Origin of the sequence: Adhaeribacter arboris (assembly GCF_003023845.1) — a bacterium.
In the GTDB taxonomy this organism is placed as follows: domain Bacteria; phylum Bacteroidota; class Bacteroidia; order Cytophagales; family Hymenobacteraceae; genus Adhaeribacter; species Adhaeribacter arboris.
The window spans coordinates 2180817-2203181 of record NZ_PYFT01000001.1; the positions used below are offsets into that span (position 1 = coordinate 2180817).

Sequence of the window (22365 nt, forward strand, 5' to 3'; positions counted from 1 at the left end):
TGCTTTTAGCCGGTGCAGCTTTGGCGTTGAATCCCCTTTTCGGCTTCGCTGCCCAAAGATACGCGCCCCCTTTTTACTTTTCCTAATCCTACAACCCCTTTTCCCCTCCCCCATCCACTAATCCCCTGAAAACCTGTAAGAAAATTTTTACCCCCCCGTTTGAAAAACTATTTGCGCAAAGTACTTATTCTGTCTGGACCAACACTAACAATAGTAATTGGTACTTGTAGTTGATCTTCCAAAAAGCTTATATATTTATGAAATGCTTCTGGTAGTTCGCCAAAACTTGTTATGTTACTAGTATTAACTTTCCACCCTGGCAAAGTAGTGTAATAGGGCGTTAGTTCACCTTCAACAAATTGGTGAGGCACTATGTCGGTTAGTTCGCCTGAAGGTAATTTATAATGTGTACACACCTTTATTTCTTCGAAAGCATCTAATACATCGGCCTTCATCATGTTAAGTTGAGTTACTCCATTTAACATAATTGAATATTTTAGGGTGGGTAAGTCTATCCAACCACATCGGCGGGGTCTACCCGTAGTAGAACCAAATTCATGACCTGATTGGCGAATATTATCCCCAATTTCATCTAATAATTCAGTCGGAAAAGGACCACTACCTACTCGGGTACAATATGCTTTAAAAATACCATACACTTCGCCAATATGTCTGGGTGCAACACCTAAACCAGTACAAGCACCTGCAACTAAAGTAGTAGAAGAAGTAACAAAGGGATAAGTTCCAAAATCTATATCCAACAAAGAACCTTGGGCACCTTCCGCTAAAATACGTTTACCTGCTTTGAGTGCTTGATTAATCATGTACTCGCTATCTACTAAGCGAAAAGTTTTAAGGTATTCAATTGCCTGAAAAAATTCTTTTTCTTGTTCTGCAATATCTAAATCCCGTTGGTAAAAACTAACCGTTTTCTGATGACGCTCAATTATACGCTTGTAACGTTCGTTAAAATCGCCCAATAAAATATCACCCACCCGCAAACCAGATCGACCTATTTTATCCTGATAGGTCGGCCCGATCCCTTTTAAAGTAGATCCGATTTTATTTTCACCTAGTGCTTCTTCGGATACACGATCAATGAATTTATGTGAAGGTAGAATAAGAGCAGCTTTCTTAGATATATAAAGGTTTTTGCCAGCATCGACCTCACGAGCAGCCAACTTCTCCATTTCTGCTTTAAAAATTATTGGATCAAGTACTACACCATTACCAATAATATTAATAATGTGCGGATGAAAAATACCAGAAGGTATTTGATGTAAAACATGCTTGGTACCATCGAATTCGAGCGTATGGCCAGCATTAGGACCACCTTGAAACCGTGCTACAATGTCGTAAGTAGGAGCTAGAACGTCTACAATTTTACCTTTGCCTTCGTCGCCCCACTGAAGACCAATTAAAATATCTACTGCCATTTATAAGGAGTGATTGGTGAAAAGAAGTTTGTTAATGAAAAGTTCAACCTGAATAAATGAGGAATTTCAAGATCGACTTAAAAAGTTGGCGGCTGCCTGATCAGTATCAGTTACAGTAAAAATGTTATTAAGTTTAGTAATTATTAACAGCTTACGGATTTGTTCTGATGGGTTTATTAATACCATTTCACCACCCCGATTCCGAAACTTAGTTAATAAAGAAACCAATACTCCAATACCACTACTGTTTATAAAGCGTACTTCCGATAAATCTACGGCACAAAGCAATTTGGTTTCGTTGATGCTGCTATTTACTAATTCTACTAATTGTTGTGAATCTGGGTTTCCAATTAAATCACCTTGTAACCGAACGTAAACAATATCTTCTGTAACAGTACTTTCCAGTTTCATGAATTTTGCGCGTTGTTTTTGGCCCGGCAATCAGCACAAATGCCGTACAAATTTAATGAGTGGTGCAAGATATGAAAATTTAATAGTTCCCCTACCATGGTCTGAATATTATGAATCCGAGGGTCACAGAACTCCACTACTTTATGACACTCTGTGCAAATTACGTGGTCGTGCTGCCGGTAACCATACGATTTTTCGTATTGAGCCAGATTCCGGCCAAATTGATGTTTACTGACCAAATCGTTTTCTACCAATAAATCCAGTGTATTATACACGGTTGCCCGACTTACCTGATAGTTTTTATTCTTCATGCTTATGTACAACGATTCTACATCGAAGTGGCCATTACGAGAATATATTTCTTCCAGGATAGCGTAGCGCTCTGGCGTTTTTCGCAAACCTTTACTTTCCAGGTATGCCGTAAATATTTTTTTTACTTCGTTAAATTTTACAAGATCTAACACGTTTATTGCCTTTCTTTAAAATAAACTTATTATTAAATAATCCCTGAACATTCCCTGATTTGAACTGATTTAATATAGTTAAGAATCGAAACGTTCCACTAAAATAACTCCGTTTACCCGGTTGAGCCGTTGAATTAATTTCTCTAAATGACTAGTATCATTAACAAACACCATAATCTTACCGTCGAAAATACCATCGTGTGAATCTAAGGTAATGGAACGCATGTTTACTTTTAAGCTGTTGGAAATAACTTTAGTCAAATCATTTACCATTCCTACGCGGTCAGTACCCTTAATTCGGATACCAGCCAGGAACACTAATTCGTATTGATCGGTCCATTTAGCTTTTACAATGCGATTGCCGTAATTCGACATTAATTCTACTGCTTTCGGGCAAGAAGTACGATGGATAATAATGCCTTCATTTTCCGTTTCAAAACCAAAAACATCATCGCCAGGAATCGGATTACAACAAGTAGCTATACTATAAGCTATCTTCGCCGTATTTTCTCCAATTACCAACATGTCAGAGGTTACTCCTCTTATTTTTTGTACTTCTTTATCAAAACTTTTTTGATCGAAATTCTCCATTTTAGCCCGCTCTAAAACTAAATTATGATCAAAAATTTCTTCCTTAATATCTTTTACATCCAATTTATTTATAGCAATCCGGTAATAGAACTCCTGCGGATGTGGAACATGAAAGAACGTAAAAAGACGATTTAAATTAGAAGACGAAAATTCTATTCCTAGCTGCTGCAAACGTTTCCCAACTAAAATTTTACCTTCCTCTGCCTTAATTTTTCGATCTTCTCGCAGGTACTCTTTAATTTTGGCCCTTGCCCGGGAGGTAGTAGCAAATTTAAGCCATTCTTCCGAAGGTCGTTGTTTTTGGGAAGTTAATACTTCTACTTGGTCACCGTTATGAAGCCGATAACTTAAAGGAACAAGCTTTTGATTTACCTTTGCTCCAATGCACTGAATTCCGATTTGAGTGTGAATTTCAAACGCAAAATCCAGCGCAGTAGCTTTATCTGGTAAAATTATCAACTGACCTTTTGGCGTAAACACAAAAACCTCTTCTACAAATAAGTTTTTCCGGAAGTCGTCCATAAACTCTAAAGCATTAGAATTGTTCGTCTCGAGCATATCCCGTACTTTATTAATCCATTGCTCTAATCCGGATTCGTGGCCGGCAGCGCTGCCTTCGCTTTTATATTTCCAATGAGCAGCATAGCCTTTTTCGGCAATATCGTTCATTCGTTGGCTGCGGATTTGGACTTCTACCCATTGCCCCGTACGACTCATTACTGTAGTGTGCAGAGATTCGTAGCCATTGGCTCTTGGAGTACTTACCCAATCCCGTAACCGATCGGGGTTAGGTTGATAAAAATCCGTAACGATTGAATAAACCGACCAACATGCCGCTTTCTCTATTTCTAAAGGCACATTTAATATAATGCGAATGGCAAATAAATCGTACACTTCATCGAAGGTGATATTCTGCTTGCGAATTTTCTTTAGAATAGAATAAATAGATTTAGGACGACCTTTGATTTCAAAATCAAACCCTTGCCGCTTTAATTCTTCTTCTAGGGGAGTAACAAAATCTTTGATAAACTTATTACGGGCTATCTTCGTCTGCCTGATTTTATTCGTTATCTCTTTATAGGTTTCGGTATCGGTATATTTTAAGTATAAATCTTCGAGTTCTGATTTAATAGCGTACAAGCCTAAACGATGCGCCAAAGGTGCATATAAATACATTGTCTCCGAAGCAATCTTTAATTGCTTGTCCCGGGCCATGCTGTCCAGGGTACGCATATTATGTAAGCGATCGGCTAACTTTATTAATATGACGCGTACGTCATCGGAAAGAGTAAGTAGCATTTTCCGGAAATTTTCGGCTTGCTGCGAAGTACCGTAATCAAAAACGCCGGAAATTTTGGTAAGTCCTTCAATAATTCGTGCTACGCTGTGCCCAAACTCCCGTTCAATGTCCTGAATTTCAAGTTCGGTATCTTCTACTACATCGTGCAAAAGAGCGGCTACTATAGATGTAGTGCCTAAGCCAATTTCTTCAACGGCAATTTGCGCTACCGCTAAGGGGTGCAAAATGTAAGGCTCCCCCGATTTACGGCGCATATTTTTATGTGCCTCCAGAGATGTATTAAATGCTTTCTTAATAATTTTAGCATCATTATCCTTTAAAAAAGGCTTGGCATATTTTAACAACCGGCGATAATGACGTAATATTTCCTTTCGCTCTTCTTCCGGATCAATCATTTTTGTATAAGGTGCGTTTCGTCGCATTTTACTTAAAGGCAATGGCTTAATACTAAGCTTCTTTTTATTGAAATCAAATGTACTTATCCTATAAACATAATCTACTACTATATCGTGCCTATTTTAGATAGCAACAACTCTATACCACTTCCAATTATTAAAGTAACAAAAGTTAACCTTTTAATTCCCAATTGTAATAACACTATTGTACGCATAGTCTAAGGAAAAATATTTTATAAAAAAATACAAAGCATTTTGCATTTACCTTCCGCTTTTGTACCTTTGCAGCACAATTGGAAAGCCTTGCGGATGTGGCGAAATTGGTAGACGCACTAGACTTAGGATCTAGCGCTTCACGGCATGGGGGTTCGAGTCCCTTCATCCGCACTTCAGCACCCTCAACATTTCTATGTTGAGGGTTTATTTTTAATGCAGTATCCAATAACCTAAATTTGTAAGCCTTGAACATTACCTTAAACCAAAACGACACAACCAATGCTAACCTGAAGGTGGTATTGCAGGAAGCGGATTATGCTCCTAAAGTTGACGAAAAAATAAAAGAATATACCAAAAAGGCACAGATCAAAGGATTTCGTCCGGGTAAAGTTCCGGCTGGCCTTATCCGTAAAATGTACGGCAAAAGCATTTTAGCCGAAGAAATTAATGGCTTGCTTTCTAAATCGGTTAACGACTATATCAAAGAAAATAATCTTAAAATTTTAGGCGAGCCATTGCCAGATGAAACTAAGCAAAACTCCATTGATTGGGACAACCAAAAAGAGTTTGAATTTGATTTCGAGTTAGGTATTCTCCCGGATTTTGAGCTAGACCTTACTGCTGGTGAAACTTTAGATGCTTATAAAATAGAGCTTGACGAAGAAACTATTAACCAGGTACATGAGCATTTGCAACGCCAGTACGGCGAAACTGCTAACCCGGAAACTTCAGAAGCAAACGATTACCTTTCGGGCGAGTTGCGGCAAGTGGAAGGAGATTTTAAAACTACTACCCTCCTGCCCATAAATAAAATCAAGAAAAACCAAGAGCAATTTATTGGGATTAAACCAGGTGATGTTATCACGTTTAACCTTCAGGAAGTATTTGATCAGGATGCTGGTGCTATTTCGCACGTTACTGGTCTTAAAAAATCAGAAGCAGCCGAGTTAAAGGGCTCATTTGAGTTTGCCGTTGAAAAAATAAACCGCACTACAGCTGCTGAATTAAATCAGGAATTATTCGATAAAATTTTCGGGAAAGATACCGTTACAACCGAAGAAGAGTTTAATAATAAGCTTCGGGAAACCCTAACGGAGAATTACCAGCAGGAAGCCGATAAAGTTTTAAAAAATAAAATAGTGGAAAAACTGGTAAAAGAAACCAATATTACTTTACCGGAAGAATTTTTCAAAAAATGGTTGGCCGTTTCTAATCAAGGTAAGTTAACTCCCGAGCAAATTGAGCAAAACTTTGAGCAATACAAAGATGAGCTTAAATGGTCCATGATTCGCAACAAAGTAGTAGAAGAAAACGACATAAAAGTTTCGAATCAGGAAGTGGTAGATGCTACTAAAGCTAAAATGTTCGCCCAGTTTAATATGCCAGAAATTTCAGAAGAACTAGCTGAAACAATGAATGGTTATATTGATAATTACCTGAAACAAAATAATGGCCGTAATTACATTAACGAATACGAAGCCATTTTGGCAGAAAAAGTGCTAGATGTACTAAAAGATAAAGTTACAGTAGTCGAAAAGTCAGTAACTGCCGATGAGTTCCGTAATTTACCGTTTTAAAATACTAGTTTTATAAAACAAAAAGCTTAAAAAGTCCTTATAATAAGGACTTTTTTACTTTCGCATGATTTCTGTTATTTGCTTACCCTATTACCTGTTTTATATTTTACTTAAATCCTTTAAGACCCTACTTTATGTACAATAAAGATGAATTTAGAAAATTTGCCGTGAAAGGCCAAGGTTTAAGCGGTTTAGGCGTAGATCAGTATTTAAGCCACGTTGAGAATACTACTAATCTGCACCGCATCGAAAGCATGACTCGCTCGGTAATTGAAGAACGTCCAACTAACTTCCGGGAGATTGATGTATTCTCGCGTTTAATTATGGATCGTATTATATTCCTGGGTACGCAGGTAGATGATTTTATTGCCAATATTATCACCGCGCAACTGCTCTTCCTGGAATCTTCCGACTCGAAGAAAGATATTTTATTATATATTAATAGTCCGGGTGGCTCCGTGTACGCTGGCTTAGGTATTTACGACACCATGCAGTACGTAAAACCGGATGTAGCTACTATCTGTACGGGTTTAGCCGCTTCGATGGGTGCGGTGTTATTGTGCGGGGGTGCCAAAAACAAGCGTTCTGCTTTACCGCATGCCCGCGTTATGATTCACCAACCAATGGGAGGTACCCAAGGCCAGGCTTCCGATATCGAAATTACCGCCCGGGAGATTCTGAAACTGAAAAAAGAATTGTACGAAATTATTGCTTCGCACAGCGGTAAAAGCTACCAGGAAGTACACGATAACTCTGACCGAGACTATTGGATGCGCGCCGACGAAGCCAAAGAATACGGCTTAATCGACGAAGTTTTAATTCGTCCGACCGTTTAAGTTATTTCGGACACTAATTTTTAGAAAGGCTTACCTTAACTTAAATAGTGGGGTAAGCTTTTTTGTGATCAAAATTTTCATTTAGCACCTATTTACGAAAGAACAAAGTACAACTTTAACAAAGCTAAGATGCTAAACAAAGTAACTTTACTAAGCAAGTAACTCTAATAAATCTTGTTTAATAGTAAGCCAAGGCTGGTTTAAGTTGATGGTACAAATCCTTACCTTTTTACCACTTAAAGTATATTCAAGATTTAATTCTTTGTTTACGGCTGGGTAAAGCAATATTCCTTCTATAATCTGTTCCGGGTGCCTCACTAGTGAGTTTTGCAAATAGGCAAACAATTGATATAAATGTTTAGAATGCAGCTTTTCTTTTTGATGATGAGGTAAAAAGGCTTTTTTATAATATTTGGTATCAATAATTATTTTACGCTCCTCCGATTGTAACGAAATATCGGTAAACATAGCAGGCAGAAAATCTTGCGCTTCCTTTGTAGCTTTTGGTCCTTGCCAGTCTATTCTCTCTGATTTTACCTGAAAAATATTTTGCTCTCGCCGATAAAAATTCCGAACAAAAGCTTCGAAAATTGTCGCCATCTGCTTTTTATTGGTTAAAAAAGCTTTAAAAGTGTATTCCTGTCCTCCATTTACCGGCAATAAGTTTTGCCGAATAAAAGCGCAGCAATGCAGGACAAATTGATAACGAGCTGTTTGAAAACGGGGTAATATAAGTTCTCTCTTTGGAATAGCAGGCGAAAATGCTCTTATTGAAGCGAAGGCTGGTAAAAGGTCTTTTATTTGTTTGTGAAAAACAGGTGCTAAATCATTCGTTTGTTGTAGCTGTACAAACGTACTTTTTATAATTTGATTAGGCAAAATGTCCGAACTAAGCTCTTCTATGGCACATATTGTTCGACCTGATGTGAGTTTCGAATCTTGTCTGAAGGTTTCGGTTAATAACAACTTGCCTTTAATTCCTTTAACTGAGCGCGTTTGAGTTATGTAATCGGTAGCTAAACCTTGAGCGACTAAAAGCTGTACTTCCGGCAGGAGCATGTCTGTCAACAAATTTGTTAAATTGTCGCTAATTTCGCTTCCAACCAACTGCGGTTTCAATAATAAATGCGTCTTATCCCAAGCGTAACTGAGCAGGTAATAAATATTTTGAATGGGAATAACCATAACTTACCTAACTTGCAGTTTTTGAAGTTGCGTTGTTACTTGTTTCGGATTATCAAACCAGTATTCTTCGAGCAAGGGTGTAATTTCATTTTCGATAATGCCTTTAAACCAATCTATGCCAGCTGCAACGGGTGGATTGCTAAAATAACTATGCCCAATCCGAAAACCTGGCCCGAGTGCCGGATCATCACTAATTACCTGATTTAATTTATTAATACTCTCTATAATATGATTTATTAAACCCAAAGCTAAATTCTTACTTAAAAGATGTTCCCGAAAGCGCTCGCCTAGCTGGGGTTCCATCTTTAAAAAAGCAAAACGCCGCCTTAACGCATAATCTAATAAAGTTAAAGACCGATCGGCGGTATTCATCGTACCAATTACAAATACATTTCCCGGAATATAAAATTTCTCGTTTTCGGATTGCCCATAAGTAAGAGAAGTAGCAAACGCTGGTCCGCGTTTATCCGCCTCTAGCAGAAACAACATTTCGCCAAAAATACTACCTACATTACCGCGGTTAATTTCTTCAATAATGAAGTAATAAGAATTTTCAGTATCAGCTAAAGCCCGCCGGCAAAAGTTAAAAAATACCCCATTCGTCAGTTTAAATTTACCTTCGCTATCCGGCCGGTAACCCTGAATAAAATCATCGTAGGCATAATTAGTATGAAATTGAACCGTTTCTATCCGATTCTGGTCTTTGTTCTCCTGTTCTAAAAAGGCCAAACGTTTAGCCAAAAATGATTTTCCGGAACCTGGTGGCCCTTGCAAAATGATATTCTTTTTACGGCGCAAGGCAGTTAGTAAACTCAATAGTTGATGTTCTTCCAGAAAAATTTCCTTTAATGCTTGCGCCAAAGAATATGATTCTACTTTCTTGGGAGTGTAAACAACTGCTGGTTCGGCGGCTAATTCCGAAGAAGGTACCGGATTACTAAGAGCCAAGGCAATTTCGGCGGGAGCAGCTAAGTCTGTAATAACTTTATCGTCGTCCGGCGGCAGTAAAAATAAGGGCCGCTTGTTTACCACCGAAAAACCTAATTTTTCTAAATAGGTATTAGCCGCTACACCGGCCGAAGTTACCCATTCTGCTGCCGTACCACTTGCCACTTGGTGCGCCATCCGCAGCAATTCCCGGGGCGGGTAGCGTTTTCCTTTGTAAATAACATCGTATACCGTAGAAGCTCTTAAATTAAGATGTTGACGATCTATGTGGTTTATCGCCTGTAAAATATGCTCCCGGGTAATACTTTTAAGTCGAAATGTGGCCATAAACTACTCTTACCCTAACAACGTACAAATTAATTGGTTAGGTTCAGAAAAAATAATAGCATTTAAACAAGTTTTTTTACTTTTTAAATATAAACTTAAAAGACCCAAACTTAAAAAAATTCAAAAAAAGGTTTTTAGCTTACTACTTTCAGCTAAATATCTAACATACAATATTTTAAATGTTAAGAATGTGTGAATAAAAATATTTAACCGTAAAAATTCTATTTAGTACCTTTGTAATAGATTACATTAAAAATACCTTTTACTACTAATAATTATATGGCCGATGTAACGTGCTCTTTCTGCGGAAAAACAAAAAAAGAAGTATCTATAATGATTTCGGGCATTAATGCTCATATCTGCGAGAGGTGTATCGGCCAGGCGCAGCAAATTTTGAACGAAGAAAATAAAATTCGTTCGAGCAGTCGATCTCCCAAATTTAATTTGGTTAAACCAAAAGAAATGAAGGAGTATTTAGACCAATTTGTTGTGGGGCAGGATGAGGCGAAGAAAGTAATGTCGGTGGCAGTTTACAATCATTATAAACGGTTAATGCAAACTATTAAGACCGATGATGTGGTGATTGAGAAATCAAACATTATTATGGTGGGCGAAACAGGTACCGGAAAAACTTTTCTGGCTCGTATGTTAGCCGGCATTTTACAAGTTCCTTTCTGTATTGCCGATGCTACCGTATTAACCGAAGCGGGCTATGTGGGGGAAGACGTAGAAAGTATTTTAACCCGGTTATTGCAAGCCGCAGATTACAACGTAGAAGCAGCCGAACGTGGAATTGTATACATTGATGAAATTGATAAGATTGCCCGTAAAAGTGATAATCCTTCTATTACCCGCGATGTGAGCGGCGAAGGTGTACAGCAAGCTTTATTGAAATTACTGGAAGGTACTTCGGTAAATGTTCCCCCGCAAGGTGGTCGGAAACATCCGGAACAAAAAATGATATCGGTGAATACCGAGAATATTCTGTTTATCTGCGGCGGCGCTTTTGTGGGAATTGACCGGCTCATTAAAAACCGGATGAATGCCAAACCAATTGGCTTTTCGAAATCGGCAGCGGATAATGCCGAAAACACAGATAATTACTTACGGTATATCTCTGCCCAAGACTTAAAAACTTTTGGCCTTATTCCGGAACTCATTGGCCGTTTACCCGTTTTAACCCATCTTAATCCGCTGGATAAATCTACTTTGCGTTTAATTCTAACTGAGCCTAAAAACTCCATTATTAAACAATATAAGCGCTTGTTCGAAATGGAAAACATTAATCTTTCCTTTGCTGAAGAAGCCTTAGATTATATTGTAGACAAAGCGGCGGAGTACAAATTGGGTGCCCGTGGTTTGCGTTCCATCTGTGAAGGTATCATGACGGAAGCCATGTTTGAACTTCCTTCGCAACAAGGTACTTCTGACTTGATTATTGATTTAGAATATGCCCGTCAGCAGTTCGAAAAATCGTCTTTAAAGCAATTAAAGGTAGCTTAGTGTTAGATTTTAGATATTGGATGTTGAATATTAGATCAAAGTAATTTTATAAAAATTATTATCAAACAAAAGCGGCTCCTGAATACTTAGGAGCCGCTTTTGTTTTCACTATAAAATGTTCTTATCAATGCTTTAGTCTAAAATCGAGAATCTAATGTTTAATATCTAGTGTTTAATGTCAAGTATTTCACCATTAGTTGAGCGGCTTTAGTCGCCGATTTGGCTTCGCCTAATAAAGTACGAATAGCTTGGTAATCTTTCTTTTGCTGGTGAATAAAAGCGTCGTCTTCCGTTATTTTTTTTAGTTCCGCAATAATGTTTCTACTGGTCAATTCGGCTTGAATAAGCTCTTTTACTACTGCTTTACCAGCAATTAAATTTACTAAGGAAATATACGGCACTTTAATAACGGCTCGCGCTATCCAGTAAGAAATGGTACTGGTACTATAACAAACTATTTGAGGCACATTAAATAAAGCCGTTTCGAGGGTAGCTGTACCTGAAGTAACCAAAGCCGCCTGAGCATTGGCTAATAAATCATAAGTCTGGTTAGTTACTACACTAACATTTACCTTTTGCCCAATATTACGATAATACTCCGGATTTAAGTTAGATACGGCGGCTACTACAAATTGGTATTCCGGAAAATCTGGAATTACACTCAGCATAACCGACAATATAGATTCAATTTCCTGTTTGCGGCTACCTGGCAGTATGGCAATAATGGGTTTGTCGGGTAAATTGTTCTGGTGCCGGAATAAGGTATTGGGTTGATGCGCACTTACCATATCGGCAATTGGGTTGCCGATGTAATCCACTTTATAATCAAAGCGCTGGTAAAACGCAGCTTCAAAAGGCATAATTACAAACATGCGGTCTACCAACTTTTTAATAGTATGCACCCGCCCTTGGTTCCAAGCCCAGATTTTAGGAGAGATATAATAGAAAACTTTAAAGTTGTTTGCTTTGGCAAATTTGGCAATCCGCAGATTGAATCCGGCATAATCTACTAAAATAACTACATCCGGATTATAAGCCTGGATATCGGAGGTACACTCCCGCAGGAAACGCAATATTTTAAATAAATTAGTGATTGCTTCTTTAAAGCCCATAAAAGCTAGTTCCCGATAATGACGCACCAGGTAACCGCCCGTTGCTTGCATCATATCGCCTCCCCAATAACGGAACTCAGCGTTAGCATCTTGCTTCTGCAGCTCCTGCATTAACTTAGCTGCGTGTAAATCGCCGGAGCGCTCGCCTGCAATCAGATAATATTTCAAAATTTAAATGGTTGAAGTGCTGGATGGTTGAATTGTTACTTTACTAAAGAATTTTATTGTTGAATGGCTTCCTTTAATGGTAATCAAATAATTTCGATAATGCTTAATCAGCTATTCAACAATTTAGCAAACCAACAATATAATTATTCGCCAAAATATTCCACAAAATTGCGGGGCGTTTCGTACAGTTTTAAGCTGTGTAATTGAGCTGAACTGGAAATTTTAGAAATTAGCGGTTTTAAGATATTCCAGAACTCAATAACTAGATTTTCGGTACTGGCCAGCTTGCCTTCCATAAAAGCCACATCCAAGTTAAGATTTTTATGATCTACTTTTTGAATAATATGCTCCCGGATTAGTACACTGAGTTTTTTCAGGTCAATTACAAAACCAGTGTCCGGATCCGGATTACCCTTAACCGTTACGATCAATTCGTAATTATGACCGTGCCAGTTAGCATTAGCGCACGGACCGAACACTTCTTTGTTCTTCGCCAGCGACCAATTTGGGTTGAACAGCTTATGCGCTGCATTAAAATGTTCTAATCTGCTTATATAAACCATCAGCTGAATTGATATTGCTTTTTCAGCAGCAAATATACGAAAAAAGGTACCCCGAAAAACGAAGTAATAATTCCAATTGGTAAACCAGCCGGTGGGTATATAAAGCGGGACAATATATCACAGCCTATCATAAACACGCCGCCTAACCAGGCACACACCAGAAGGTTGTTTTTAGAGGTAATACCCATTAAAGCCCGGGTAACATGCGGAATAATAATCCCCACAAATCCTACGGAACCTGCTAAGGAAACTGAAAATCCACAAAGTACGGCTACGGTAATTAAGATAAGCCACCGAGTACGTACTACATGTACGCCCAAGGCATGTGCCCGATCGGAGCCTAATAATAAGGCATTTAGTTCTTTCACCTGAAACCGGAACAGCAACAAAGCTAAACTTAAAGCTGTGGCAGGATATAGTAAAAAATTCCAGTTAGCCCGCCCAAAATCTCCCATCGACCAAAATAAAATAGATTTAATGTTACTCTCGGAACCAGAAAGAAATGTAAATAAACTTACCAAGGCAGTAAGTAATGAGCTAACAGCAATGCCCGCTAACAGCAACTGAGCAGGAATAATCTGGCCTTTGCGGTAGCCTAAGGCAATTACTAAAACCGTTACGCCAAAAGCTCCTGCTAAAGCGAAAAATGGCGGTAAATAAATTACTCCCCAGGTAGTAGCCAATATACCGGAAATACTCAAAGAAGCCCCTAGCGAAGCGCCGGAAGCCGTACCTAAAATATAAGGATCGGCCAACGGATTGTTTACCATAGCTTGCATTAAATAACCGCAAAAGGAAAGGGAGCTACCGACTAACAGGGCTAATATTAATCGAGGCAGCCGTAATTGCACAATAGCAAAATGAGTGGCATTTGTTGGTTCATATGCTAAAATAGCTTCTTGCACATCGGTTAGCGAAGTTTCAAAGCTGCCCACTAACAAGCCCAATCCTAATATTAATAAGAGTAGTACCAGTAGTAAAAAATAAATAATTAAGTTCTTCGTCAAAGCTTAAGGAGAGATTGCAGTTCGTGGACGGACTCTACTACCCGCGGACTAGGTCGGGACATTAAGTCGTCAGTGGCGGCAAATATACGGCGGTTTTGATACGCATTGATTTGTTTCAGTTCCGGGTACTGCTGAAAAAAGGTACTATCCATTTTCCCGAAGGTGCCGCCAATGATGACATCCGGATTTATTTTTAAAATATATTCCCGGGTTAAAGCCGGATAAGGTTGGGACATTACTTCAGTAACCGCGTTTTCGGCGCCAAGTAAACGCAGTTTATCTGTAAAAATAGTATTACGACCATACACGTAAATAGGGTCGTTCCAGGTAATAGCTAAAACTTTCGGTTTAAAACTAATTTTTGCGTTTCGGGCAGCTATATTTTTGAGTTCGCGCCGTAACGAATCAGCATAATACATGGCATACGCATCGCGGTGCATTATTTTGCCAATATCCACTAAGCGGTCAAAAACATCGTTTAATTTCTCGAAAGTTTGAAAATAAACCGGAATACCCAGTTCCTGAATGCGGGCGGCTACTTCGGGCGGAGTAATCCCGTGTACCGTAAAAATTAAATCGGGTTTTACCTTTATCAAGGTTTCATAATCCATCGGATAGTTATTCACCACGGGCTTATTTTTGACTTTAGCTGGATAATCGCAATTCTGGGTTCGGGCAATAATCTGATTTTCGTCGCACACGGCATACAGCATTTCCGTAGCCGAAGGCGCCAAAGCCATGATGCGTTTAGGATAATGCGGAATTTTTAATTTTCGCCCTAAGTCGTCGGTAACCGTAATGTACTCTTTTACGGGTAAATGCTTTTTTACATTCTCATTTCCAGACTGGCACCCAAATCCGGCATAGAGCAAAAACCATAGGGAGTGCCTTAAACCTATTGAAAGTATTTTTACTCGGAATTGTTTTCGCGGCATTTTATAATTATGTCGTAATTTATTATTGAAGGCGCTTTTATTAAAGAAACAAACCCCATCGCCTATCAGAGTTAGCCGTACGAGCTATTGTTTTTTTCGTAAATTTAGCGCTTAAGTTTAAAACCGTTTGTAAATAAAATTTAAATATGATAGTAGTAACCGGGGCCGCAGGTTTTATTGGTTCGTGTTTAGTAAGTCGGCTGAACGCTGATAATTTTAACGATATAATTGTTGTCGACAACTTTTCGATAGCAAAAAAAGAAAATAACCTGCAGGGTAAAAAAATTAAACGGTACGTAGACCGCAACGATTTTTTTGATTGGCTAACCAGTAACTACGAAGAAGTAGAATTTATTTTTCATTTAGGCGCTCGCACCGATACCACCGAAATTAGTAAAGATATTTTTGATTTACTTAATCTGAATTACTCTAAAAAAGTCTGGGAAGCTTGCTGTGAGTATCAAATTCCGTTGGTTTATGCTTCTTCCGCCGCTACCTACGGGGCGGGTAAGCTTGGCTACGACGATGATGAGGCTATTTTACCTTTGCTCAATCCTTTAAACCCCTACGGCGATTCCAAGCACGAATTTGATAAGTGGGTATTGCAGCAAACGGCAAAACCATTTTTCTGGGCGGGATTAAAGTTTTTTAACGTGTATGGCCCTAACGAATACCATAAAGGCCGAATGGCATCGGTTATTTTTCATGCTTTTAATCAAATAAATGATAATGGCCGTTTAAAACTTTATAAATCGCACCACCCCGATTTTAAAGACGGAGAACAAATGCGGGATTTTGTGTATGTAAAAGATGTGGTAGAAGTTTGTTATTTTCTGATGCATTTGCGACAGCACTCCGGCATTTATAATTTGGGTAGTGGCCGAGCTCGTACGTTTTTAGATTTAGGATTCAACACCTTTTCGGCGATGAATAAAGAAATAAATATTGATTTTGTGGATACCCCATTGGTTATCCGGGATAATTATCAATATTTCACCGAAGCCAATATGCAGAAATTAAAAAATATCGGCTTTACCCGCCCTTTTTACACGCTGGAAGAAGGCATTACGGATTATGTGCAGCAATATTTAATTCCGAATAGATATTTATAATAAAAAAACACCTCCAATTCATAATGGAGGTGTTTTCAAAAAATAGTTAGCAAGAGTTCTTTTAATACAAATTTCTACTAACAATTTGAGGATTTCTAATCGGTCTTCCAGATTAATGCGCATCAACGGGTAATTTCACGTTTTTCTTAAACTTCTGCAGATAAAGTAAGGGAATCGAGCATAGCATAATCATACCAGATATCCAGTAAGCATCCGTATAAGATAAAAGCATAGTTTGTTTCATTACCGTGCCTTCAATGGCGCGATAAGCCGCCGTTTTTGCATCCAGCATGCTATAGCCTTTAGAAATGAAATTTTGCATTAAGCCTTGGAATCGCTGCAAAAAAGCCGGGTTATATTCATTTATATTTACCAGCAAATCATTGCGGTGCATGCCCGAGCGCACGTGAATTAAGGTAGTAAGCAAAGCAATACCAAACGAACCGCCCAATTGCCGCATCATATTATTTAAACCAGTACCTTGCCCTAATTCCTTACCTTTTAAATCCTGAATGGCTAAGGTGGTGAGTGGCACAAATAACAAGGCCATTCCTACTCCCCGAATAGCTAAAGGCCAGAAAAAATCATGCGTGCCGGAAACCAGGGTGGATTTAATAAGCATTTGCGAGAAGATAAAAAACAATAACATACCCACTGTTGCCATAAACTGGGCCGGTACTCCGCGCTGCAGCATTTTTCCCACAAATGGCATCATGAAAATAGTAAATAAACCACCGGGCAATAACAATTCACCCGTTTGCTGGGCCGTAAATCCTAATAAACTCTGACAAAAAACCGGGAACACGAACATCGACCCATATAAACCTAAGCCTAGCACAAACGAAGTAAACATACCCACGCTAAAACTCCGGTGCCGCATAATTTTAAAATTTACGATGGGGTGCTTCGTAACTTTCTCGCGCCAAACGAATAATATGCCACCAATTACCGAGGTAACGGTTAAAACAATAATATAAGGTGCCGCAAACCAGTCTTCCGATTCCCCTTTTTCGAGAACAGTTTGTAAACTACCCACTGCCAGCGCTAGTAAAGCAATACCCCACCAATCAATTGGGTTTCCTTTGCCTTCGCGCGGAGTTTCGCGCACAAAGGTATACGTGGCAAAAGCGGCAATAGCTCCTACAGGTATATTCACGTAAAAAATCCAGGGCCAGGAAAAATTATCGGTAATATATCCTCCTATCGTAGGACCAACGGTTGGACCTACTACGGCTCCCAAACCGAATAAGGCAGTAGCGGTACCAACTTGTTCAGGAGGCCAGGTTTCGAGTAATATGGCTTGGGCCGTAGAAATTAAACCACCGCCCGCTAAACCTTGCAAAATACGAAAGGCAATTAACTCTTCGAGGGTAGTAGCATTGCCGCACAGAAAAGAGGCAATAGTAAAAAGAATTATAGAACCTAAAAAATAATTTTTGCGCCCAAAATAACCTCCTAACCAGCCCGACATAGGCAAAATAATTACGTTGGCTACCCCGTAACCCGTAGTAATCCAGGCAATATCTTCCAGGGTAGCGCCTAAATTACCTTGCATTTGCGGAATGGATACGTTTACAATAGTGGTATCAATCAGCTCCAGTAAAGAGGCAGTAATAACCGTGATGGTAATAACCCATTTTTTTAATCCTGTTTCAGCCATAGTCTATTTTTGGGTAATAACCGAAACTCGTACGCTCATTCCTGGCCGTAAACGCTCCATAATCTCTTTACGAACATTCAGTTTGATTTTTACGGGTACCCGTTGCACCACCTTCACAAAGTTACCGGTGGCATTATCCGGCGGCAATAACGAGAACTTAGCCCCTGTAGCCGGCGAAAAATTGTAAATTTCACCTACTACTTTTTCCTCGGGAAAAGCATCTACTTCGATATTTACTTTTTGGCCGGACCGTAATTTCTCTAATTGCGTTTCTTTAAAATTAGCCGTAACGTACAAACTATTTTCGTTTACAATGGAGAATAAGCTTTGACCGGGCTGGACTAATTGACCTTTTTGCACATTCTTTTTAGAAGCAATGCCACTAGCCGGAGCCGTAATCTGAGCATACGATAATTGCAGTTTTGCAAAATCAATATCCGCCTGACGCTGTTCAATTCCAGTGGAAGTAGCTGCGAGCTGCGAACGAGTGGTACCAACCTGTTGGTTTGCTGCCCGGTACTGGCCTTTTGCTGCATCTAAGTTTGCTTCGGCGGCATCGCGTTCTGCCTTCGCCTGGTCAAACTGTTGTTGCGTAATAGAACCATCCTGAATTAAATTAGCGTATCGCTTATAATCCTGAGTAGCTTTCCAGAGTCGGGCTTGAGCTGCTTCAATATTGGCTCTAGCGGTAGATAAATTAGCGGCTGTCGCAGTAATTTGGGCCTGTGATACATTTACGTTCGCAGTAGTTCCCCGGCGGGCAGCCTCGGCTTGTTCTAATCGGATACGTAAATCGCGGTCATCCAATTTCACTACCACTTGGCCTTGTTTAACCGGCTGGTTTTCTTCAAAGTTAATTTCCTCTACGTACCCTCCTACCCGGGCCACCACCGGACTAATATCCCCATCAATTTGAGCATCGTCGGTATCCACGTGTTTACTGAAATAAATATATTCCCTAATACCGAATATAGCTCCACCTAGTAAAACAAGTCCCAGAATTATAGGAATTACTTTTTTCGATTTCTTTTTTTTCTTTTTTTCGACTACTATTTCTGTCTCCATGACACTATAAAATTATTTTTGCGAGATTTTTCCGGTTGATTTTAATAAAGTATAATAAGCAATTTGGGCATCGGCGCGGGCCAGCTCTAAGTTTATTTGCGCCTGAAACAGCTCCGATTGCGCATCTACCCGTTCGGTGGCAGTGGCTACTTTGTTTTGGTACTGCGAAGCGGTGGTACGGTCATTTTCCCGGGCCTGTACAATAGAAGTTTCCAGAATTTTAATGCGTTCCAGTGCTTTCACATAGTTTTGGTAATTTTGATTTACTTCGGTTTTAACCTGATCAGTGGTCAGGTCACGGGTAATATCTAATTGCGTTTTCTGAATCCGGGCTTCGCTAATTTTATTTTTATTTTGCCAGATCCGGTCAAAATTCCAGGCTACCGTGGCGGCGGCTGTCACGGGAGCAATAAATCCGTTCGTCTGTGGTAAAAAAGGACCTTTTAAATTAACATAATAAGCATTTGTCCCTACCAGAACTGTTGGCATAGCATCGGCCTTAATAGATTTAATGTTTAAATCCGCTACCTGGCTATTTAAGCTTAGAGATTTTAACTCTTGCCGGTTAGCAAAAGCGGTTTCCATAAAAGAGGTTAAGGCTGGTGCTTCACTGACTGGATTATGTAATTCTTCCGTCTGCAAATCAGTATTATCAGGCAAACCCAACAAAATACCTAAATTGTATACTACAATTTTTCGGTTGGTTTCTAAATCTACCCCCGATAACTCCACATTGCTGCGCTGTAACTGAAATCGCAAAACATCATTTTTAGTAACAATACCTTGTTCAAAGAACCGCTGCGCCTGTTTTATTTGCCGGTCAATGGCTTGCAGGTTTTGGTCAACTACTTTTTTACTTTGCTGCAGCTTATACAAGTTGTAATAAGCGTTAGTGATGTTGTAAATAATTTCTTCCTGGTCTTTATCGGCGTCTAAACGCGCTATATCGGTAAGCAATTGGGTACTTTCGCGAGCATAACGCAATTTATTACCGGCAAATAGCACTTCTTGCAGACCAGCAATTCCTATAGCGGCATCAGCATGTTTTGGCAAAATTACTGGCTGCTGTTCGGGGGTTAACTGTACTTTGTTGGCCAGTATTTCGGCGTGGTTGTAAGTATAACTAACACTACCTGTAGGCAAGCGGCTATCCAAAGCCTGATGGTACCGCACAATTGCTTGGTCAATTTTGGATTGAGCTAGTTTTAAATTTTTACTATTGCGTACACCTAAATCTACGGCTTCGCTTAACGCGAGTACCTTTACATTCTGCGCCGAGGCAGTAAAGGAATGTACACCTAAAATAATGACTAGAATTGGTTTGTAAAGCTGACTTAAGTAGCTCCATTCTACCTGACGGAAAAGATTCCGAAGTTTCGATTTCATTTTTTTAATAAATATGCTTGTAAATAATCCAGTATAAAATGTTTAATGCGGGGTCTTAGTTGCGCTTCCAGTACATCCGGATCATTTAAATCCATGTGCAACAATCGGGATGAAATATGTGTGGAATTAGAGATGTAATATTTGGTGCCCAGAATGCTGGCAATGGTCATCTCAACGTCAACCGGCCGGAAAGTGCCATTATCGATGCCTTCCTGGATAATAGCTCTTATGGCATCAATATTATTCAAAACCTGTTCAGTAATGGTACTAATAATTTCCGGACGTTGATTTAAAGAAAGTTCGCGTTGAATAAGCCGGTGAAAACAATTATTTGCCAGTACGCGATCCAGGTAAATATCGATTGCTTGGGTTAATTTCTCCCAGGATGAGATGGGCTTTTCTTTTATGGCTAATAAGGCTTGCCGCAGGGTATTTATTCGCCTTTCTAAAACGGCTTTAAGCAGGCCATCTTTCGAACCAAAGTAGTAGTTTAACATGGCGATATTAACTCCAGCCTCAGTTGCTAAATAACGCGTAGAAGCTCCTTCGTAACCAACCTCACCGAAAACTCTCTCGGCTATTTCTATAATATGTTCTTTCTTATCAAGCCTCATGATTTCTCTTGAACATCAAACTATATGCAAGATTAATCAATCGATTGATTAAATACAAAAATAATCTTAAATATTTATTAATCGACTTTTAGTAGTGATGTTTTAGGCGTTTAGTTGCTCCAAAACGAGATATCAAGAAAAAGGATGCAGAATTAGTACTAACTCGCTGAACTTACAGTAAAACAGCTAGTAAAAGTAAGTATGTATAACCAAGCAACCTCCCTTTATACTTTGCGTTTTTTAAGGTGAAGTAGTTTTATTGCCAGAATGCTTAATATTACATTTTCAACCGCACCTACGTGCGCAAACCCTATAAAGATGAACTTTAAGAGTAACAAAGAAAAAATCAGTTATATCATTGGCCGCGATATGGCCACTAATTTCCGGAAACAAGGTCTGGAAGTAGATCCCGAAATATTTTTACAAGGTTTTAAAGAAGCAACCGCGGGTCAGAAATCGCAGCTTAGCCCGGATGATGTACAAGCGGCCATGATGGAACTTCAGCAATTAATGGCAAGTCGCCAGAATACGACAGATAATCGGCAGGGAGAAATCAATCAACAAGAAGGCGAAGCTTTCCTGGCAGAAAACAGAAACCGTCCGGACGTAGTTACTTTGCCAAGTGGTCTGCAATATCAGGTTCTTAACCAAGGTTCCGGTAAATCTCCTTCTAAAACCGATTCCGTTACTACCCATTATCACGGCACTTTATTAGATGGAACTGTATTTGATTCGTCGTACGAACGGGGCGAACCTGCTACTTTCCCGGTAAACGGGGTAATTGCCGGTTGGACAGAGGCCTTGCAAAAAATGAAAGAAGGCGATAAGTGGCGTTTATTTATTCCGGCGAATTTAGCTTACGGAACGCGGGGTGCCGGCGGCGATATTGGCCCCAATGCCACCCTCATCTTTGATGTAGAATTGTTAACAGTAAATTAATTATTATAAACCCGAAAGCAGAACTAATTTTAGGAGGGAAGTTTCTTGGAACATTCCTTCTAAAATTAGTTCTGCTTTCGGGTAAAAAACAGGCAAAACGGAGACAATGCTGGTGGAGTTAATAGAAGAATATTACCCGGAAAAAGGTTACTCCAGCGATTATCTCCTTTTAACGGCGGAAACGCTGGAAATTAAGCATCATTCTCACCGGTATATTTTGCCCTTAGATCAAATTGAATCTATTGATTTACGACATATCCGGTTATTGTTTTATTATTTAGCCGGCGGGTTTACGGTTACTCTTTCCTTAATCGCTATTCTAAGCTATTTTATTTCTCCCTTGCCTGGTTTATTACTGGTTTTACTTGGTATTATCGGGCTTTATTTCGGTTTGAAAGGAAAAATAAGTTTGCAGATAAGTACCACTACCGACGATTATGTTTTTTGGTTTTCGGGTAAGTACCCTCCCTTTCTAAAATTTATTAATGCGGTCCGTCATCGTATCATCATGCAAAGTGCCCTAAACTCCGAAAATTTAAATTTAACGGAAGAGTAATTATTTGCACTCAGGTTCTTCGAAACATCATACAATTATTTAGTATCAACGCTTCTTTC

20 protein-coding genes and 1 tRNA gene are annotated in these 22365 nt (G+C 39.2%); 7 read left to right on the top strand and 14 right to left on the bottom strand.

Translation table 11 applies throughout. From position 1 onward, the window contains the following. Window positions 1-167 precede the first annotated feature (167 nt). The 4 genes from AHMF7605_RS08880 to AHMF7605_RS08895 form a co-directional block, all read right to left on the bottom strand. Window positions 168-1436, bottom strand: coding sequence for an adenylosuccinate synthase (locus AHMF7605_RS08880; RefSeq protein WP_106928441.1), 1269 nt, complete (start codon window positions 1434-1436; stop codon window positions 168-170). 66 nt (window positions 1437-1502) lie between these two features. Continuing rightward, window positions 1503-1847 (bottom strand): STAS domain-containing protein, encoded by a 345-nt coding sequence (locus tag AHMF7605_RS08885; protein WP_106928443.1) that lies wholly within the window; start codon window positions 1845-1847, stop codon window positions 1503-1505. Next, window positions 1844-2311 carry a Fur family transcriptional regulator gene (locus AHMF7605_RS08890; protein WP_394336195.1) on the bottom strand — a complete coding sequence of 156 codons (468 nt, stop codon included), beginning with the start codon at window positions 2309-2311 and terminating at the stop codon, window positions 1844-1846. Before AHMF7605_RS08890 ends, AHMF7605_RS08885 begins: the two co-directional genes overlap by 4 nt. A gap of 78 nt (window positions 2312-2389) precedes the next feature. Next, window positions 2390-4624, bottom strand: coding sequence for a RelA/SpoT family protein (locus AHMF7605_RS08895; protein WP_233218987.1), 2235 nt, complete (start codon window positions 4622-4624; stop codon window positions 2390-2392). A 278-nt stretch (window positions 4625-4902) separates the two neighbouring features. Between AHMF7605_RS08895 and AHMF7605_RS08900 the strand changes: the two genes are divergently transcribed. From AHMF7605_RS08900 to AHMF7605_RS08910, 3 genes are all read left to right on the top strand, one after another. Further along, a tRNA-Leu gene (locus AHMF7605_RS08900) sits at window positions 4903-4984 on the top strand. Between the two features lie 74 nt (window positions 4985-5058). Beyond that, window positions 5059-6390, top strand: coding sequence for a trigger factor (gene tig / locus AHMF7605_RS08905; RefSeq protein ID WP_106928449.1), 1332 nt, complete (start codon window positions 5059-5061; stop codon window positions 6388-6390). A 134-nt stretch (window positions 6391-6524) separates the two neighbouring features. Further along, window positions 6525-7226: a ClpP family protease gene (locus AHMF7605_RS08910; RefSeq protein ID WP_106928450.1), complete on the top strand. Its 702-nt coding sequence runs from the start codon at window positions 6525-6527 to the stop codon at window positions 7224-7226. Window positions 7227-7376: 150 nt separating this feature from the next. Here the strand turns inward: AHMF7605_RS08910 and AHMF7605_RS08915 are convergent, their stop codons facing one another. Next, window positions 7377-8411: a 5-methylcytosine restriction system specificity protein McrC gene (locus tag AHMF7605_RS08915; RefSeq protein WP_106928452.1), complete on the bottom strand. Its 1035-nt coding sequence runs from the start codon at window positions 8409-8411 to the stop codon at window positions 7377-7379. 3 nt (window positions 8412-8414) lie between these two features. Continuing rightward, entirely contained in the window at window positions 8415-9686 is a 1272-nt protein-coding gene (locus AHMF7605_RS08920) for an AAA family ATPase (RefSeq protein ID WP_106928453.1), read from the bottom strand. 279 nt (window positions 9687-9965) lie between these two features. Here AHMF7605_RS08920 and clpX point away from each other — a divergent pair, with 279 nt between their 5' ends. Beyond that, on the top strand, window positions 9966-11189 hold the full coding sequence (gene clpX / locus AHMF7605_RS08930) for an ATP-dependent Clp protease ATP-binding subunit ClpX (protein ID WP_106928457.1): 1224 nt from the start codon (window positions 9966-9968) through the stop codon (window positions 11187-11189). 158 nt (window positions 11190-11347) lie between these two features. Here clpX and lpxB read toward each other — a convergent pair whose 3' ends face one another. From lpxB to AHMF7605_RS08950, 4 genes are all read right to left on the bottom strand, one after another. Further along, window positions 11348-12469 (bottom strand): lipid-A-disaccharide synthase, encoded by a 1122-nt coding sequence (gene lpxB, locus AHMF7605_RS08935; RefSeq protein WP_106928459.1) that lies wholly within the window; start codon window positions 12467-12469, stop codon window positions 11348-11350. A 143-nt stretch (window positions 12470-12612) separates the two neighbouring features. Beyond that, the gene (locus tag AHMF7605_RS08940; protein ID WP_106928461.1) at window positions 12613-13032 is read right to left on the bottom strand and encodes a 6-pyruvoyl trahydropterin synthase family protein; all 420 of its coding nucleotides are present in this window, start codon (window positions 13030-13032) and stop codon (window positions 12613-12615) included. Then, complete coding sequence (locus tag AHMF7605_RS08945; RefSeq protein WP_106928463.1) at window positions 13032-14039, bottom strand: FecCD family ABC transporter permease; 1008 nt, start codon at window positions 14037-14039, stop codon at window positions 13032-13034. Before AHMF7605_RS08945 ends, AHMF7605_RS08940 begins: the two co-directional genes overlap by 1 nt. After that, the gene (locus AHMF7605_RS08950; RefSeq protein WP_106928465.1) at window positions 14036-14974 is read right to left on the bottom strand and encodes an ABC transporter substrate-binding protein; all 939 of its coding nucleotides are present in this window, start codon (window positions 14972-14974) and stop codon (window positions 14036-14038) included. The genes AHMF7605_RS08945 and AHMF7605_RS08950 overlap by 4 nt, the downstream gene beginning before the upstream one ends. Window positions 14975-15120: 146 nt before the next feature. Here AHMF7605_RS08950 and rfaD point away from each other — a divergent pair, with 146 nt between their 5' ends. Further along, window positions 15121-16086, top strand: a complete 966-nt coding sequence (gene rfaD / locus AHMF7605_RS08955; protein WP_106928467.1) for an ADP-glyceromanno-heptose 6-epimerase — start codon at window positions 15121-15123, stop codon at window positions 16084-16086. Window positions 16087-16198: 112 nt separating this feature from the next. Here the strand turns inward: rfaD and AHMF7605_RS08960 are convergent, their stop codons facing one another. From AHMF7605_RS08960 to AHMF7605_RS08975, 4 genes are read right to left on the bottom strand one after another with little or no spacing between them, the layout of a single operon-like run. Next, a complete protein-coding gene (locus AHMF7605_RS08960; protein ID WP_106928469.1) occupies window positions 16199-17746 on the bottom strand; it encodes a DHA2 family efflux MFS transporter permease subunit in 1548 nt (515 codons plus the stop codon). Window positions 17747-17749: 3 nt separating this feature from the next. Further along, on the bottom strand, window positions 17750-18811 hold the full coding sequence (locus tag AHMF7605_RS08965; RefSeq protein WP_106928471.1) for an HlyD family secretion protein: 1062 nt from the start codon (window positions 18809-18811) through the stop codon (window positions 17750-17752). Between the two features lie 12 nt (window positions 18812-18823). After that, window positions 18824-20197 (bottom strand): TolC family protein, encoded by a 1374-nt coding sequence (locus AHMF7605_RS08970; RefSeq protein ID WP_106928473.1) that lies wholly within the window; start codon window positions 20195-20197, stop codon window positions 18824-18826. Continuing rightward, on the bottom strand, window positions 20194-20811 hold the full coding sequence (locus tag AHMF7605_RS08975; RefSeq protein WP_106928475.1) for a TetR/AcrR family transcriptional regulator: 618 nt from the start codon (window positions 20809-20811) through the stop codon (window positions 20194-20196). The genes AHMF7605_RS08970 and AHMF7605_RS08975 overlap by 4 nt, the downstream gene beginning before the upstream one ends. Window positions 20812-21129: 318 nt before the next feature. Between AHMF7605_RS08975 and AHMF7605_RS08980 the strand changes: the two genes are divergently transcribed. Together AHMF7605_RS08980 and AHMF7605_RS08985 are read left to right on the top strand one after the other, a co-directional pair. Then, window positions 21130-21750: an FKBP-type peptidyl-prolyl cis-trans isomerase gene (locus tag AHMF7605_RS08980; RefSeq protein ID WP_106928477.1), complete on the top strand. Its 621-nt coding sequence runs from the start codon at window positions 21130-21132 to the stop codon at window positions 21748-21750. 106 nt (window positions 21751-21856) lie between these two features. After that, window positions 21857-22306 (top strand): hypothetical protein, encoded by a 450-nt coding sequence (locus tag AHMF7605_RS08985; RefSeq protein WP_106928479.1) that lies wholly within the window; start codon window positions 21857-21859, stop codon window positions 22304-22306. Window positions 22307-22365 lie beyond the last annotated feature (59 nt).

What these genes read in the sequence shown, in the direction of transcription:
- AHMF7605_RS08880 (WP_106928441.1), bottom strand. Translation starts at nt 1,436, where the DNA reads ATGGCAGTAGATATTTTAATTGGTCTTCAGTGGGGCGACGAAGGCAAA.
- AHMF7605_RS08885 (WP_106928443.1), bottom strand. Translation starts at nt 1,847, where the DNA reads ATGAAACTGGAAAGTACTGTTACAGAAGATATTGTTTACGTTCGGTTA.
- AHMF7605_RS08895 (WP_233218987.1), bottom strand. Translation starts at nt 4,624, where the DNA reads ATGCGACGAAACGCACCTTATACAAAAATGATTGATCCGGAAGAAGAG.
- AHMF7605_RS08910 (WP_106928450.1), top strand. Translation starts at nt 6,525, where the DNA reads ATGTACAATAAAGATGAATTTAGAAAATTTGCCGTGAAAGGCCAAGGT.
- AHMF7605_RS08915 (WP_106928452.1), bottom strand. Translation starts at nt 8,411, where the DNA reads ATGGTTATTCCCATTCAAAATATTTATTACCTGCTCAGTTACGCTTGG.
- AHMF7605_RS08920 (WP_106928453.1), bottom strand. Translation starts at nt 9,686, where the DNA reads ATGGCCACATTTCGACTTAAAAGTATTACCCGGGAGCATATTTTACAG.
- clpX (WP_106928457.1), top strand. Translation starts at nt 9,966, where the DNA reads ATGGCCGATGTAACGTGCTCTTTCTGCGGAAAAACAAAAAAAGAAGTA.
- AHMF7605_RS08940 (WP_106928461.1), bottom strand. Translation starts at nt 13,032, where the DNA reads ATGGTTTATATAAGCAGATTAGAACATTTTAATGCAGCGCATAAGCTG.
- AHMF7605_RS08950 (WP_106928465.1), bottom strand. Translation starts at nt 14,974, where the DNA reads ATGCCGCGAAAACAATTCCGAGTAAAAATACTTTCAATAGGTTTAAGG.
- rfaD (WP_106928467.1), top strand. Translation starts at nt 15,121, where the DNA reads ATGATAGTAGTAACCGGGGCCGCAGGTTTTATTGGTTCGTGTTTAGTA.
- AHMF7605_RS08960 (WP_106928469.1), bottom strand. Translation starts at nt 17,746, where the DNA reads ATGGCTGAAACAGGATTAAAAAAATGGGTTATTACCATCACGGTTATT.
- AHMF7605_RS08965 (WP_106928471.1), bottom strand. Translation starts at nt 18,811, where the DNA reads ATGGAGACAGAAATAGTAGTCGAAAAAAAGAAAAAAAAGAAATCGAAA.
- AHMF7605_RS08970 (WP_106928473.1), bottom strand. Translation starts at nt 20,197, where the DNA reads ATGAAATCGAAACTTCGGAATCTTTTCCGTCAGGTAGAATGGAGCTAC.
- AHMF7605_RS08975 (WP_106928475.1), bottom strand. Translation starts at nt 20,811, where the DNA reads ATGAGGCTTGATAAGAAAGAACATATTATAGAAATAGCCGAGAGAGTT.
- AHMF7605_RS08980 (WP_106928477.1), top strand. Translation starts at nt 21,130, where the DNA reads ATGAACTTTAAGAGTAACAAAGAAAAAATCAGTTATATCATTGGCCGC.
- AHMF7605_RS08985 (WP_106928479.1), top strand. Translation starts at nt 21,857, where the DNA reads ATGCTGGTGGAGTTAATAGAAGAATATTACCCGGAAAAAGGTTACTCC.